Origin of the sequence: Streptomyces sp. SA15 (assembly GCF_002291145.1) — a bacterium.
Taxonomy (GTDB): Bacteria; Actinomycetota; Actinomycetes; order Streptomycetales; family Streptomycetaceae; genus Streptomyces.
In genome coordinates this window covers 75,116-89,766 of sequence record NZ_NTGE01000186.1, presented here as the reverse complement: position 1 = coordinate 89,766, position 14,651 = coordinate 75,116, and the positions used below count along the sequence as shown (strand labels likewise).

The window sequence follows — 14,651 nt, the reverse complement described above, 5'->3', positions numbered from 1 at the left end:
GGACCGGTGCTGTGATCAGTCTGCGCGGGGCCGCCCTGTCCTACGGCGACCGCGTGGTGTGGCAGGACCTCGACCTGGAGGTGCGGCCCGGGGAGTTCCTCGCCGTGCTCGGGCCGAACGGGTCGGGCAAGACCAGCTTCGTACGGGCCCTGCTGGGCCGGCAGCCACTGTCCGCCGGGACGCTGACGGTCCTCGGCCGGCCCCCGCGTGAGGCGGGCAGGCATCTCGGCTATGTGCCCCAGCAGGCGGAACTGTCCGCGCAGGCGATGCTGCGCGCCCGCGACCTCGTGCGCTTCGGCATCGACGGGCACCGCTTCGGCCCACGGCCGCGCAATCGAGACGTCCGCCGCCGGGTGGACGAGATCCTCGCCTCGGTCGGGGCCTCGGCGTACGCCGACGTGCCGCTCGGCCTGCTGTCCGGCGGCGAACGGCAGCGCGTGCGCATCGGACAGGCCCTGGCCACCGATCCGCGGATCCTGCTGTGCGACGAGCCGTTGCTCTCCCTCGATCTCCACCACCAGCGGGCCGTCACCGAACTGGTGGACGCCCGGCGCCGTACGCACGGCACGGCGGTGGTCTTCGTGACCCACGAGATCAACCCCGTGCTCGGCCTGGTGGACCGGGTGCTGTATCTGGCGCCCGGCGGTCACCGGGTCGGCACACCGGAGGAAGTCCTGACCTCCGAGTCGCTGTCGCGGCTCTACGGCACACAGGTCGATGTCGTCCGTGTCCGCGGCCGCGTCGTGGTCGTCGGGGCCCCCGACGAGCCGGCCGCGCCACCGCACCACACCCCTGAGATCGAGGAAGTACACCCATGACGCTCGCCGACGGGGTCTGGCAGCAGATCTTCAGCTTCGAGAACTACGGCGAACTCCTGGCGCTGGTCCGCAACTCCCTCATCGCCGGTGCCGCGCTCGGCCTGGTCGGCGGTCTGGCCGGGGTTTTCGTCATCATGCGCGACCTGCCCTTCGCGGTGCACGGCATCAGCGAGCTGTCCTTCGCGGGCGCGTCGGCGGCGCTGCTGATGGAGGTGAACATCGTGGCGGGCTCGATCGTCGGCTCGCTCCTCGCGGCCGGCGCGATCGGGATCCTGGGTGCGCGCGCCCGTGACCGCAACTCGGTGATCGGCATCATCATGCCGTTCGGCCTCGGGCTCGGCGTGCTCTTCCTCGCCCTCTACAAGGGCCGGGCGGCCAACAAGTTCGGCCTCCTGACCGGCCAGATCGTCGCCGTCGACACCCCGCAGATGTCGTGGCTGCTCGGCACCTCCGCCGTGGTCCTGCTCGCCCTGGCGGTCATGTGGCGTCCGCTGACCTTCGCCAGCGCCGATCCGGATGTCGCGGCGGCCCGCGGGGTGCCCGTGCGTGCGCTGTCCTTCGCCTTCATGATCGTGCTCGGCCTCGCGGTCGCCCTGTCCGTCCAGATCGTCGGCGCGCTGCTGGTCCTCACCCTGGTCGTCACGCCCGCCGCGGCCGCCGCCCGCGTCACCGCGTCACCGGTGCTGCTGCCGCTGCTCAGCGTCCTGTTCGCCGTCGTCTCCATCGAGGGCGGCATCCTGCTCGCCCTGGGTGGATCCATCCCCATCAGCCCCTACGTCACGACGATCTCGTTCACTCTCTACGCCACGTGCCGCATGGTGGGCACCTACCGCACCCGGAGATGGGGAGCCGGAAGAGCGACCACGCAGCCCGCCTGACGGCAGATCCTGCTGGGCCTCGCGGACCACCCAAGCCCGCGAGGAATCGACATACGCCTCAGCGTCGCCGAGCGCGTCGGCGGCTACCCGCCCGTCCACGTGCACCCGCCGGGTGCGCAGATCGAGCGCGAGGTCACCGGCTCGCAGGACGGACGCCTCCGAGGTACCGTCCGCCCGCAGCCGCAGCCGTACCCGCGCCAGCAGTTCCTCGCAGGCGAACGGCTTGGAGATGTAGTCGTCCGCGCCGCCCTCCAGGCCCGCGACGACGGGCTGAGCACGACCCGGTCTCTGAGCATCATCCGGCCAGTCTGCCAACCACCGGAAAACAATGGTCGATCACGAGAGGATTCTCATCTGACGCCCGTGTGCAGGGCCTGGTGCGGTCGTCGTGGACCAACATGAAAAACGTTCTAACCGCGGCCGGGGTAGACTTGCGTCGCCCATGAGGACCACGTCGTGCCTGGTCGCACGGCTGCCACAGCGAGGGGGGTGGATGGACGCCATCTCGGCTCGCCCCGCCCGCATCCAGGACGTCGCGGCCGCCGCGGGGGTCTCGGTGTCGACGGTGTCGAACGTCCTGAACCGGCCGGAGCGCGTCAACGCCCGCACCGCCGAGCGGGTCCGGGACGCGGTCGCCGCGCTCGACTACGTTCCCCATCCGGGAGCCGCCGGTCTGCGGACCGGACAGTCGTCCTCGATCGGTCTGGTGCTGCCGGACGTGGCCAACTCGTTCTACTCGCGCATCGCACGGGGCGCGGCGGACGCGGCGTACGACCACGGTTACTCCCTCGTGCTCTGTGACAGCGGGGACGCGCCGGAGCGGGAGCAGGGCTACTTCACCATGCTCGTCGAGCAGCGGGCCGTCGGGACCGTGGTGGTTCCGCTCAGCGCCGATCCCACCCGGCTCGCGCGGCTGCGTGAGCGCGGCATCCCCCTGGTGCTGGCCGACCGTGCCATGTCGGCCGAGGACGGCTGCTCCGTCTCCGTCGACGACATCGCCGGAGGCCGCATCGCCGTGCAGCATCTCCTGGACCGCGGAGCGCGCGACATCCTCGTCGTGAACGGAGAACGCGGGATACGGCAGTGCGCCGACCGGTACCAGGGCGCCCGGCAGGCCGTGCGCAGCCGGCGTGAGGCGCGGCTGGGCCAGGTCGTCGCCGAGGAGATGACGGTGGCCTACGGCAGGGAGATCGCCCTCCGGCTCGACGACCTGCCCGACGGGGTCTTCTGCACCAACGACTTCCTCGCCGCGGGGCTGTGCCGCGGCCTGGGCGAGCGGGGCGTGCGGATTCCCGAGGACGTGCAGGTGGTCGGTTACGGCGACCTCGACATCGCCAGCTTCGTGGGAACGCCCCTGACGACGGTCCGGCAGCCGGTCGAGGACCTCGGCAGGGCGGCTGTGGAGATGCTGCTCGACGAGGTGGAGGCCCGCGCGGAACACGCCCACGAGGCGCGGGTGTTCGCACCCGGCCTCGTCCTGCGGGACTCCACGCGGCCGCCTTCCGGCGCCTGAGCTCTACCGCCCCGCGTCGAGGCCGGGGATCCGCAGCGTCACCGGTCCCAGCAGGCCCGAGGAGAGCTGCGACGGGAAGGCCCAGGCGGTCGGCGTCGCTTCGGCGAGATACGGGGCCAGTGTGTTGTGGACGGTCACGTCGACGGGGACGGTACGCCCGGCGGCACCGCGCAGCTGGAAACGGTACGGGGCGCAGAACGCCTCGCCGACGGGTTCCCCGTCGAGGAACACCGCGACGCTGCCGCGCACCCGCCCCAGATCCAGCACCGGATCCGGCCCGGCCGGTACCTCCAGGGCACGCGTATAGGTCACGCCCCCGCTCCAGCCGCCCAGCCCCACCGAGCGCCAGTCCCCCAGCGGCAGCGGCGCCGGTACGGTACGCACGCGCACCGGCCCGTGCCAGGCGGAGCCGCCCCGCAGCACGGCCGTGGGCACGGTGACGACCTCGATCTCCGTCGGCTCTGCCAGCGGTTGATCGAGCGTCAGTTCTCTCCGACCGTCCAGCAGTTGCTCAAGTCCGCTTCCGACCCGCACCCGTGCGGGAAGCGCCAGCGGCAGGTCGGCCGACACGGTGCCCGACGGCACGGTGAACCGGAACCGCTGCGCACGCTCGTGGACGTCGTCGGTGGATCGCAGGGGCAGTACGGCGTTGCCGAGCACCGGAGCGCCGGTGAGCCACTCGGCGTCCGGCAACGGGTGCGGCCGTACGGCCGCGTAGCAGTGCTGCAACTCGCCCCAGCGGCCCTCGTGTTCGACAGTGTGTCCGCGCCACTTGCCCGTCTCCGCCTCCCAGCCGGTACCGCTGACCAGCGCGGTCACGGAGGAACCCGCGGACGCCACGAGATCGACGAACACCGCGTCCCGCGTATCGACACTGTCGGCCACGACCTCGAGTACGTGCTCGCCCGCGCGGAGCGTCAGTGGGTGGCGGAAGAACATCGGCACCGCGCCCCAGTCCGCCTCGTAGTACTCCACCTTCTCCTGCCGCGCCACGGCATCGCCGTCGAGCAGCACGGTGACACCCGCCGCGGCCCCCACGACGAGCACCGCCTCCGCGCCGTGGCTCGACAGTCGCAACCGAGCGCGGTAGGTCACGCGGCCGTCCGGTCGTACGTCTTCGGGAAGAGACATGAACTGCGGACGCGGCGTGAATCCGTCCGGGCGGGACAGGCAGAAGTAGCTGCCCAACGGTGTGCCGGCGGCGCCCGAGATGAGCAACGGACGGTCCTGGGCGTCCGCGAGTTCGTACTCGAGCACGTTGCGGGGCTGTTCCACGTCCACCCGGGCGGACGCCAGATAGCCGCCGCCCGTGTCCAGCCGCTCGCCGTTCCACCACACACGCTTGGCCGCCGCCGCGCCGATGTGCAGTTCGGCGGGTCCGCGGTGGTCGGTCTCCACGATCGTGCGGACCCGGGCGACGGTTCCGCTGCCGGGCACCGGGACGCGCACGAACTCCTCGGCCACCAGCCCCTTGTTGCCGAGCAGCCCCTCGGGATCCGGGATCCCGCGGCTCGACGAGTACAGCGAGACGCGCCAGCCCGCGTCCGGGGGCACGAGGGGCAGCTTTCCGGCCAGGATCCCTTCGGCGGAGGCGCTGTCCAGCGGGTCGGGGGCCTTCTCGGAGGGCACGGGGGGCAGGACGCGCACCCGATTGCCGTATGTCACCCGTGTCCGCTCGTCCTGCGCGTCCGTCTCGCTCCATCGCATGGTCCAGATCTGCGGCTCGTCGACGGACGATCCGGGGGGCAGTGCCAGATCGCCCCAGGTGTTGTCCATGGTGGGGACCAGGCGGCCCTCCCAGCCGGTCGAGACGTCCATCGTCTCGACCGGCTCCGGCGGCGGTGTGGCCGTCCGGGGCGCGGGGGTGCCTTCGCGCCATACGACGAGGGCGGCGGGGGCGCCTTCGAGCGGCACCTCGATGGTCGAGACGCCGTCGCAGACGGTGACGTGTCCGGGGCGGCGGGCGCCGGTCGCCGGGTTCCAGACCTCGGCCTCGGCGACCGCCGCGTGCACGGTGGCGGAACGGGTGTCGGCGTAGCGCGCGGGGTCGATCTCATGGTTTCCCCTGGGCGGATGCGTACGGGCGTCGGGGAAGGCTCCCGTCACCAGGGCGACCGCCACGTCGTCCTTCCGCCTGACGAGCAGCGGCACATCGCCGGTCGCGTATCCGGCGGCGTCGGCCACCGCCGCCGCGCCGGCCTCGGCGTCGCCCGCCCGCTCCAGCCGCGGATGCGCCGCCAGCGCCGCGACGACGGAGTCGTCACCGGACAGGCCGGCCGCCGTCGCGGGCGGTCGACCCACCACCACGACTCGTCCTCCCGCGTCGAGGAGTTCGGTCAGCCGACGTGCCGTCGCCTCCTCCACGACGCTCGCCGAGGGCAGCAGAACCGCGGTGTACGCCAGGTCCCCGACGCACAGGGCGCCGTCGGCGGCCCCGGCTCGCTGCACCGAGGCGTCGTCGATGACGTCGAAGGAGACTCGGCGCCGGTCCAGGGCGCCGATCCGGGGCCGGAGCCAGTTGTTCGTGCCGCACAGCTCCAGGTAGTGCCGCTGCGTCTCGTCGACGTCGGCGTGGCCTTCGCCGAGGCGGCCGTCGCCGAAGTGCTTGACGGGCGCGTCCAACGGGATGAGGGCCTGCATGGTGGCGGTGGGGTGCAGGACCGCGACGTCGGCGCTGTAGGTGCCCCACGACATGATCGAGCAGATCCGGGCGACGGCCCGGGAGAACGCCGGGTACTGCTGCCAGTAGGGCTGACGCCAGTCGGTGGACGGCGGCGCCCATTCGAACCAGCCGCCCGCGGTGCCGAAGTAACTGGCGTGCGGGTTGTACAGGTTGGCGCCGCTGCGCAGGAACGGCAGGAGCCAGTCGTAGGTGTCCTCCAGGGTGCCGCCCCAGCCGGAGGAGTGGAACGCCTCGATCCAGACGCGCTCGTGGCCGTAGAGGTGGGCCATGGAGGAGTGGACCTTGGCGTCGCCGTGGTGGTCGCTGCCGGCGGCGCCGTACCAGCGGTGGGTGCGGAAGTAGTCCGTGTAGAGCTGCGTCGACTGGGCCGGGTAGCCGGCGCGGGCGGGGTTGCTCTGGTCGCAGCCCAGGAGCATGCCGCGCTCGTCGTGCCAGGCGGCGAGCGGCTTGAAGAGGGCCTCTTCGGTGAGTTCGGCGCGGACCGCGTAGTAATCGGCGCGGATCTTCGAAGCGTTGGGAGCGTCGCCGAAGAGGGCCGGCAGGTGGTCGAGCAGGTCGTAGCCGCGCCGGGAGCGGAACTCCTCGGGGAAGCGGCGGCTGAAGGAGTTGGTGCCGGGCAGTTCGTCCTGGAAGCTGCCCGCGATGACGTTGCCCAGGTATTCCGGGACGCGACGGTCGTACTCGTGGTGGACGGCGTCCAGCAGCAGGCCGACGGCGTGCGGGTCCAGGTAGTCGAACGCCGTGGGAACGGCGACGACGAGCCGCACCTCGGTCCCGTCGGCGACCGCGATCCGGGCCGTGTCAGCGACGCGCAGGCGCGCACCCGCCATGTCGTACGCGCCCACGAGCGTCTCGGGGCCCTTCAGGGGGACGGTGCCGCCTGAGACGACGGCCCGGCGCGAGCGCAGGGCCTGCCCCGCCGCCTCGGGGTGCCGTCGGGTGATGCTTCCTTGGACATTGGCGCCGGAGAACCCGATCTGGTCGTAGAACCACAGGCGCATGCCCAGGTCCCGGGCGATCTCGCAGGCGTCGGTGAGGCGTGCCCACCACTCCTCGCCGAACCACGCCGGCTCGTCGGCCCGGGCGCCGAAACTCGGGCCTGCCGGGGCCAGGTTGATCACGACGAGATTGTGGACGCCGCCCTCCGCGAACCTGCGCATCTGCCATGCGAGGCGCTCTCGGGTGACCCTCGCGCCCGACCACCACCACAGCGGAGTGGGGCCGAAGCCCCGGGGCGGATCCTCGAACAGCTGCTGCAGTGCGGGAGAGATCACGGGTGCGGTCCTTCCGAGTACGGCTCCGGCGCCTCACTGATCTAAAAACGTTTTATATCTGCCTCACCGTAAGCGACCTGGGGTGTTGGAGCCAGATCCGCGGCTTGGAGAGGCGGTGGGCTCTTCTTGCTGCGGATGTGCGCGCGGAGCCTTGTTGGAACGTTTTTCGGCTCCTATAGTCACCGTCGATCGAGGACCACCAAGGCCACTCCCCAGCCGACGGAGTCTCATCATGTTCCGAACCTCGACTGCCCAGGATCCCGCGGAACAGCCCATCCCCAAGCGCCTGTGGAAGGTCGCGGCGCTGTCGGGCATGGCCTCGTACCTGGACGCCGCTCTCATCGTCAGTATCGCCGTCAACCTTGCCATCTACCGGGACAGTTACGACATGGGCGTGTGGATGGCGGGCGCGATCAGCGCGATCGTCACCGGCTGCATCGCCGTCGGCTCTCTCGTCGGCGGACGGCTGGCCGACATGTTCGGCCGCCGCCGCGTCTACAACTGGGACATCTTCTGCTTCGCGCTCGGCGCGGTCGTCATCACGCTGGCGCCGAACGACATCGTGCTGTTCGTCGGCGTGCTCGTGGCGGGGCTGGCGGCCGGTGCCGATCTGCCGACGTCCCTGGCCGTGGTCTCGGACGCCGCACCCGCCGACGGCCGGGCGCGTCTGGTGTCCTTCACGCAGGTCATGTGGGTGGCGGGCATCGTCGTCGTCATCTTCCTCGGCTACCTCCTGTCGGACGCGGGCATGACCGGGGCGCGGCTCATCACCGGCCATCTGGCCGTCGCCGCGCTGGTCACCTGGCAGCTCCGCTCCCGTCTGGAGCTGGCCGACGAGCCGTCCGACGAGGAGGTGGAGGCCGAGGCTGCCGCGCTGGCCGCCCCGCGCGGCACCGCGCTCAAGAACGTGTGGAACCGTGCCGCGTTGCTGCCGATGGCCGCGACCTTCGTCTACTACGTCACCTGGGGCATCGGCGCCAACACCTTCGGCCAGTTCGGCACCTATCTGCTGGTCACGGTCAGCGGTGCCTCGCAGAGCCTGGCCACCGGAATCAATCTGGCCTTCCTCCCGATCGCGCTGGTGCTGACCTTCGTCTTCGTCCGGATCGCCGACACCCCCTGGCGCGACCGGCTGTTCTACGTGTTCACGGTCGTGCAGATCGTCGCCTTCTGCATCGCCTCCCTCACGGCCGGCGCCCTCGTCGGCATGCTCGTCTTCTTCGTGCTCTACCAGATCTCCAACCCCTTCGCGGGGGAGGCCAGTTACAAGGTGTGGTCGCAGCTCACGCTGCCCCCGGACACCCGCGGCACGACCCAGGGCCTCACCTACGCCCTGTCGCGGGGGGTCTTCGCGGGCGTCGCGTTCGTCACGCCCGCCCTGATGGAGTACAGCGCGTCCGTCCTGCTCTGGTCGATCACCCTGTGCATGGCGGCGTCAGCGGTCGCGGGCGGGTACATCGTCCGTGTCCTCATCCGGCGCGCCCCCGGCGCCGCTGCCGCCCCGGCGGATCTGGGCGTGGCCCGGGCCTGAACCCGAACCGGACCTCACAAGGAGCACCGACCATGGCAACGACCGACACCCCGACCGTGACCGTGGACCGCGCCGCCGCCCTGCGCGATCTGCTCCCCCCGGTGACCCGCCGCCGCACCCGCATCGGCCTGGTCGCCGGCGGACTCGGCACGTACTGGCCGCAGTTCCCCGGTCTCCTCCCGCAGTTGAAGGAGTCGGCCGCGTACGTCACCGAGCGCCTGCGGCGGATGGACGCGGAGGTCACCGACGTCGGCTTCATCTCCGACGCCCAGGAGGGCGCGGCCGCCGCCGAGCAGCTCCGCCGTACGGACTGCGACCTCATCGTGCTGTTCCTGACGACCTATCTGACCTCGTCGATGGTGCTGCCGATCGCCCAGCGCTCACACACGCCCGTCCTGGTCATCGACCTCCAGCCGTCGGAGCGGATGGACCACGCCACCTTCGACACCGGCGACTGGCTGGCGTACTGCGCGCAGTGCTCGGTGCCCGAGGTCGGCAACGTCTTCCGTCGCGCCGGCATCCCCTTCCGGTCGGTCTCGGGCTGGCTGCGCCAGGAGGCCGCCTGGCGGCGCATCGAGCAGTGGGTCCGCGCCGCCCACGTCCGCGCCGCCCTGCGGCACGCCCGGCACGGCCTGATGGGGCACCTGTATCCCGGCATGCTCGACGTGTCGACCGATCTGACGCTGCTTCCGGCGACGTTCGGCTCGCATGTGGAGGTGCTGGAGTTCGACGACCTGCGGCACCGGGTGGAGAAGGTGACCGAGGCGGAGACACGGGAGCGCATGGCGCTCGCCCGGCAGGTCTTCACCCTCGACGACAGCGTGGTGGACGAGGACTTCGCGTGGGGAGCGACCGTGTCCGTCGCCCTCGACCGGCTCGTCGAGGACTTCGGCCTCGACACCCTCGCGTACTACCACCGCGGTCTCGACGGCGAACTGCACGAGCGGCTCGGCGCCGGCATGATCCTGGGCGCCTCCCTGCTCACCGCCCGGGGCGTGCCCGCCGCCGGCGAATACGAACTGCGCACCAGCATTGCCCAGTTGGTCTCGCAGAGTGTCGGTGGCGGAGGATCCTTCACCGAGATCCAGGCCCTCGACTTCGAGGACGACGTCGTCGAGATGGGCCACGACGGGCCCGCCCACCTCGCCGTCAGCGCCCGTGACCCGCTGCTGCGCGGCCTGGGCGTCTACCACGGCAAACGCGGCTGGGGCGTCAGCGTGGAGTTCGACGTCCGGCACGGCCCCGTCACCCTCCTCGGCCTCGGCCAGGACGCCGACGGCAGCCTGTCGTTCATCACCTCCGAGGGCACCGTCGTCCCCGGCCCTCTGCTCGAGATCGGCAACACCACCAGCTGTGTCGCCTTCGGCCGTGATCCCGGCGAGTGGGTCGACGCGTGGAGCGCCACGGGCGTCGGCCACCACTGGTCCCTCGCGGTCGGCCACCACACCGCCGACTTCCGGGCCGCCGCGAGTCTGCTCGGCATCGACCACCGGGAAGTGTGACCTCGCGCCCGGCCGGCGGAAGGGAAACCACCGCGGCCGGCCGCGATGCGCGAGCACCGCGGCCGGCCGATGGTTGTGCCAAGCGATGGGTCAGGGGCGTACGGGCTTGCCGCGTCCCCAGCCCCAGGCGAGCCGGTCGGCGCCGGACTGGTTGGTGGTGGCCAGCCAGGGGCGGGCGGGGTCGCCGGTCAGCTTCTGCAGCGAGTACGTGTCGCCGGTGCGCAGACCGGGCCAGTAGACGGAGCCCATCTTCAGCTCGCGGAAGGTGTCGGTGACGGCCTGCATGAAGTTGACGAAGTTGTTGTCGGGAGCCGGCTTGTTGTAGTCGAACCCGGTCGTCATGTGGGCGCCGAACTCATCCGCGACGGTCCGGTTCGCGCAGTCGCCGATGCGCACCTTGAGGTCGGCCACCCACTGGTCGTAGGTGGCGTACTCCTTCCAGAACCCGTAGTGGTGCAGCGACAGGTAGGTGCCCTTCAGGCGCGGGTCGGCGCACACGGAGGTGACGTGGTCGTTGTAGCCGGCGCCACTGACGAAGACCCGGTTGCGCGGCACCGAGGGATAGGTGTCCAGCCACTTGGCGGCGAGGTCGGCCCACTCGGTGTCGGTGTAGCCGTGGGGTTCGTTCATCGGCTCGAAGTAGACCCGGGAGTTGCCCTTGTAGGCCTTGACCACGGTGTCCCACATGGGCCAGAAGGTGGCCTCGTCGTCGATGAAGCCGTCCTTGCGGGGGCCCGTGCCCTCCCAGTAGGAGAGGATGACCTTGAATCCCTTGGCCGTCGCCGCGTCGATGACCCCGCGGTAGGACTTCCAGTAGGAGCCGTTGACGGTGTACGGGTTGATGGGCAGCCGGACGGTGTTGGCACCGAGGTTCGCGCGGAACGCCGAGATGACCCGGCTCGCCTTGGTATAGCTCTGGGCGTAGGTGTCGGAGGTCGACAGGCCGGACAGGACGACCGGGTCGTCGGCGAAGTTGTCGCGGGGGTCGGCCCAGTTCACGCCCTTGAACTGGGTGGTGTCGGCGCTCGGCGCGGCGGAGGCGGGGCTGCCGGCGAGGGTCGTACCGCCGAGGGCGGCGATCGCGACCGCCACGAAGGCGGAGCGCAACCGGGGAGTGAAGCGGGTTCTGGTGGGGGTCTGGCGCATCGGCTTGCCCTTTCAGGAGATGGCGGCGCTTGGCGTGAGGGGGTATGGGGGGAGTTCTGCCGCCCGGCTGTCGCCACGGGACGGTGACCAGCTGCTCAGGGATGGCGTAGGGCAGGCCCTACGGGGAGGTTCGTGACGGCGCCGGCTTTCGGGACGGCCGGCGAGCTTCCGGTGTGCGTCCTCACCTGCGGTGCTGGGACCAACGTTCCGCTCCTCCCTGCTCCACCGACCGCGATGCCGTGTTTACGTAAACATGCCGAGAACAAGCCGGTGAGCCAGGGCTGCTCGTGCGGGGATGTTTACGTAAACTTCAGGGCGTCGGAATCGTGGCACCCGCCCCAGCGATCGTCAAGGTTTCCCACGCGTAACATCCGATGCACCGCGTGGCGGAGTCCCGGCCCCGGGGTCGAGGGAAGCGGGAGTGGTGGAGCGATGGACCTGAACAACCCGGAGACGCTGGTCTCCGCAGCCGCGGGCGGCGCGCAGCGCGGCGGCTCCGGTGTGCCCGGCGGGCGCCGCAAGCAGCGCGTCTCCATGGCCGATGTCGCCAAGCTGGCGGGGGTCTCGTCCCAGACGGTCTCGCGGGTCTCCAACGGCCATCCCGGAGTGATCAGTTCGACGCGGGAGCAGGTGCTCGCGGCGATGCGGGAGCTGGGCTACCGGCCCAACAGCGCCGCGCGCGCCCTCAGGTACGGCCAGTTCAACACCATCGGCGTGATCCTCTTCAGCCTGTCCTCGACGGGCAACAGCCGCACCGTGGAGGCGATCGCCACCCACGCCGCGGCCGAGGGATACGCGATCACCCTGATCCCCATCGACGTCCCGACCCAGGACAACGTGCTGGGGGCGTTCACCCGGATGGGTGAGCTGGCCGTCGACGCCGTCATCGTCATCATGGAGATCCATCTGCTCGACACCGGCACGGTGCAGCTGCCGCCGGGCGTGCACGTCGTCGTCGTGGACTCCGACGCCGGGGACCGCTACAGCGTGGTCGACACCGACCAGGCCGACGGCGCCCGGAAAGCCGTCCGGCACCTGCTCGACCTGGGCCATCGGACCGTATGGCATGTGACCGGCCCCGAGACGTCCTTCGCGGGCCAGCGCCGTACCCAGGCCTGGCGCGCGGTGTTGGAGGAGGCCGGACGCCCGGTGCCGCCGCCCCTGCACGGCGACTGGTCGGCCGAGTCCGGCTACGCGGCCGGCCTCGCGCTCGCCGGGGAACCCGACTGCACCGCCGTGTTCGCCTCCAACGACCAGATGGCCCTGGGTCTGCTGCGCGCCTTCCACGAACGCGGCCTGTCCGTCCCCCGGGACGTCAGCGTGGTCGGCTTCGACGACATCCCCGACGCCGCCTTCTTCGTCCCGCCGCTCACCACCGTCCACCAGGACTTCGCCGAGGTGGGCCGTCGCTGCGTCCAGGGAGTCCTCCAGCAGATCCGCACCCGCGGCGGCTCCCGGCCCGGGACCGACCTCGTCCCGACCACTCTGGCGATCAGACACAGCACCGCACCGCCACGGAGGTGACGTTCCACGGAGTCCGCCGGTGACGCCGGCGGGCGCGCGGGCCCCGCGCCACCCGGTCTTGTGGGCCACGGCCACGGGGTCGTTGTCCGCACGGCCCGTCCGAGGAAGGCGCGGTTGGCCCGGGCCAGGGTGCGCACCTGGGGATCGATGGCCGTGGGGGCCGCCACCGCCTCCCGGTCGATGCCGAAGTTGTGCTGTCCGCCCAGCATCGCGTCGTACATCCGCGCGACGCTCGCCTTGTCGGGATCGGCCCCCGGCAGGAGACCCTCCGTGTCGGACACCACAACTCCCCTCTTTCCCAGGAATCTTGACGCACCATCATATAGTTTGCCGAACGACGCACGGCGAACACTTGTCCCGCCACGCGCCCGCACTCCCACCCCGAAAGGCACCACCCTGCGGAACGAACCGCGCAGCCGCACCGACCGCGCACCCGCAGCCGCGCACCCGCCCCGTCGGTCGCTCTTCTCCCCCGCGGCCGACGTCATCGGCTCGGAACTCGATCTGCCCCTGACCGGCAGCCAAGTCGTGCACGCGCTGACACCCGGCTTCTGCGACGCCGCGTCGCTCTATCTGCTGGAGCGCTGGCGGCGTGAGGAGAACGCGTACGTCACCGCGGATCCGCCCCGGATCGAGGCTCGTCGACTGGCGTTGCGCGTGGGAACGGACACGCTCGCGGACTGGGAGAGTGCGCTGCCGGTCGGTGAGGTGGTCGTCTTCCCGCGTGAGACGCCGTACGCCCGCGCTCTCGCCGCCGGGCACGCGCAGGTGCTCGACACGGTCGATCCGCACACGTCCGAGCGGCTCGTCGCGGCCGCCGGCGGTGACGCCCGTATCGGCGATGTGATGTCGCGGGTGGGGTCCTTTCTCGTCGTCCCGCTGCGGCTGCGGGGCGCCGCTGTCGGCTTCCTCACCTGTACGCGCGGACCGGACCGGGCGCCGTTCCTGCCCGCGGACGTGGCGGCCGTGGAGTCGCTGGCCGCCCGGGCCTCCGTCGCCCTGGACAACGCGCGCCTGTACGAGCGCGAGCGCCGTACCGCCCTGGCCATCCGTAACAGTCTGCTGCCCGGCGCGGTCCAGGAGTTCGAGGGCTGCCGCATCGCCCACGGCTGTCTGCCCGCCGGGCAGGGCACCGTCATCGGCGGTGACTGGTTCGACGTGCTGAAGCGGCCGGGTGACCGGGTGGGCCTGATCGTCGGGGACGCCATGGGGCACGGTCCCGAGTCCGCCGTCGCGATGATCCAGCTGCGCACCGCCGCCCGTACCCTGGCGGGACTCGACATCCCTCCGGCCGATCTCATACGGCGGCTCGACGCGCTCGCCGACGACACTCCGGGCGCCTCCTTCGCGACCTGTATCTACGCCGAGTGGGACGCGCGGCGCTGCACCTGCACCCTTGTGGGCGCGGGTCACCCTCCCCCACTGATGCGCGGCCCAGGCGGCCGGACGGCCCCGGTCCCGCTCGTCGGAGCGGGCCTGCCCCTCGGACTCGGCGCGGACACCTACGAGGCCACCGTGCTGAACGTGCCGGAACCGGCCCTCCTCGTCCTCTACAGCGACGGCCTGGTGGAGTGCCGCGACGCCGACATCGATCAGGAGATCACCCGCCTCGCGCACACCCTCGACACGGCCGCCGTGGAGCCCGTGGACGCCGACGACCGCGACGCACTGCCCGCACTGTGCCGGCGGCTCCTGCACGCCCCGTCCGACACGACCGGCGCCGACGACCGCACCGTGCTGCTCGCCGAGCTGACGCCCGCGAGGGGCTGAACCGGGCTGCCG

9 protein-coding genes and 2 pseudogenes are annotated in these 14,651 nt (G+C 71.4%); 7 read left to right on the top strand and 4 right to left on the bottom strand.

Annotated elements, in window-relative coordinates; all coding sequences use genetic code 11:
- The first annotated feature begins 11 nt into the window (after positions 1–11).
- A complete protein-coding gene (locus tag CLM62_RS39760; protein WP_095754741.1) occupies positions 12–818 on the top strand; it encodes a metal ABC transporter ATP-binding protein in 807 nt (268 codons plus the stop codon).
- Positions 815–1,696, top strand: a complete 882-nt coding sequence (locus CLM62_RS39755) for a metal ABC transporter permease (protein ID WP_095754740.1) — start codon at positions 815–817, stop codon at positions 1,694–1,696. The genes CLM62_RS39760 and CLM62_RS39755 overlap by 4 nt, the downstream gene beginning before the upstream one ends.
- An 84-nt stretch (positions 1,697–1,780) precedes the next feature.
- On the opposite strand, the pseudogene CLM62_RS52835 reads toward CLM62_RS39755, so the two are convergent.
- A pseudogene (locus CLM62_RS52835) lies at positions 1,781–1,963 on the bottom strand (DNA-binding response regulator); the annotation flags it as partial.
- 226 nt (positions 1,964–2,189) lie between these two features.
- Here CLM62_RS52835 and CLM62_RS39745 point away from each other — a divergent pair.
- Positions 2,190–3,209 (top strand): LacI family DNA-binding transcriptional regulator, encoded by a 1,020-nt coding sequence (locus tag CLM62_RS39745; protein ID WP_095754739.1) that lies wholly within the window; start codon positions 2,190–2,192, stop codon positions 3,207–3,209.
- A 3-nt stretch (positions 3,210–3,212) separates the two neighbouring features.
- Here the strand turns inward: CLM62_RS39745 and CLM62_RS39740 are convergent, their stop codons facing one another.
- Positions 3,213–7,166: a glycosyl hydrolase gene (locus tag CLM62_RS39740; RefSeq protein ID WP_095754738.1), complete on the bottom strand. Its 3,954-nt coding sequence runs from the start codon at positions 7,164–7,166 to the stop codon at positions 3,213–3,215.
- A 232-nt stretch (positions 7,167–7,398) separates the two neighbouring features.
- On the opposite strand from CLM62_RS39740, the gene CLM62_RS39735 reads away from it, so the two are divergent.
- Together CLM62_RS39735 and CLM62_RS39730 are read left to right on the top strand one after the other, a co-directional pair.
- Positions 7,399–8,697, top strand: a complete 1,299-nt coding sequence (locus tag CLM62_RS39735; protein WP_095754737.1) for an MFS transporter — start codon at positions 7,399–7,401, stop codon at positions 8,695–8,697.
- Positions 8,698–8,729: 32 nt separating this feature from the next.
- Positions 8,730–10,199, top strand: coding sequence for an L-fucose/L-arabinose isomerase family protein (locus CLM62_RS39730; protein WP_095754736.1), 1,470 nt, complete (start codon positions 8,730–8,732; stop codon positions 10,197–10,199).
- Positions 10,200–10,289: 90 nt separating this feature from the next.
- Here the strand turns inward: CLM62_RS39730 and CLM62_RS39725 are convergent, their stop codons facing one another.
- Positions 10,290–11,345, bottom strand: a complete 1,056-nt coding sequence (locus CLM62_RS39725) for a glycoside hydrolase family 5 protein (protein ID WP_095754735.1) — start codon at positions 11,343–11,345, stop codon at positions 10,290–10,292.
- 432 nt (positions 11,346–11,777) lie between these two features.
- On the opposite strand from CLM62_RS39725, the gene CLM62_RS39720 reads away from it, so the two are divergent.
- On the top strand, positions 11,778–12,869 hold the full coding sequence (locus CLM62_RS39720) for a LacI family DNA-binding transcriptional regulator (protein ID WP_373559234.1): 1,092 nt from the start codon (positions 11,778–11,780) through the stop codon (positions 12,867–12,869).
- Positions 12,870–12,964: 95 nt separating this feature from the next.
- Here the strand turns inward: CLM62_RS39720 and CLM62_RS39715 are convergent.
- A pseudogene (locus tag CLM62_RS39715) lies at positions 12,965–13,150 on the bottom strand (SAM-dependent methyltransferase); the annotation flags it as partial.
- A gap of 46 nt (positions 13,151–13,196) precedes the next feature.
- Between CLM62_RS39715 and CLM62_RS39710 the strand changes: the two are divergent.
- Positions 13,197–14,639 carry a GAF domain-containing SpoIIE family protein phosphatase gene (locus CLM62_RS39710; RefSeq protein ID WP_257004357.1) on the top strand — a complete coding sequence of 481 codons (1,443 nt, stop codon included), beginning with the start codon at positions 13,197–13,199 and terminating at the stop codon, positions 14,637–14,639.
- Positions 14,640–14,651 lie beyond the last annotated feature (12 nt).

Bases quoted from the DNA above. Each gene is read 5' to 3' on its own strand.
- CLM62_RS39755 (WP_095754740.1), top strand. From the start codon at position 815: ATGACGCTCGCCGACGGGGTCTGGCAGCAGATCTTCAGCTTCGAGAAC.
- CLM62_RS39745 (WP_095754739.1), top strand. From the start codon at position 2,190: ATGGACGCCATCTCGGCTCGCCCCGCCCGCATCCAGGACGTCGCGGCC.
- CLM62_RS39735 (WP_095754737.1), top strand. From the start codon at position 7,399: ATGTTCCGAACCTCGACTGCCCAGGATCCCGCGGAACAGCCCATCCCC.
- CLM62_RS39730 (WP_095754736.1), top strand. From the start codon at position 8,730: ATGGCAACGACCGACACCCCGACCGTGACCGTGGACCGCGCCGCCGCC.
- CLM62_RS39725 (WP_095754735.1), bottom strand. From the start codon at position 11,345: ATGCGCCAGACCCCCACCAGAACCCGCTTCACTCCCCGGTTGCGCTCC.
- CLM62_RS39720 (WP_373559234.1), top strand. From the start codon at position 11,778: ATGGACCTGAACAACCCGGAGACGCTGGTCTCCGCAGCCGCGGGCGGC.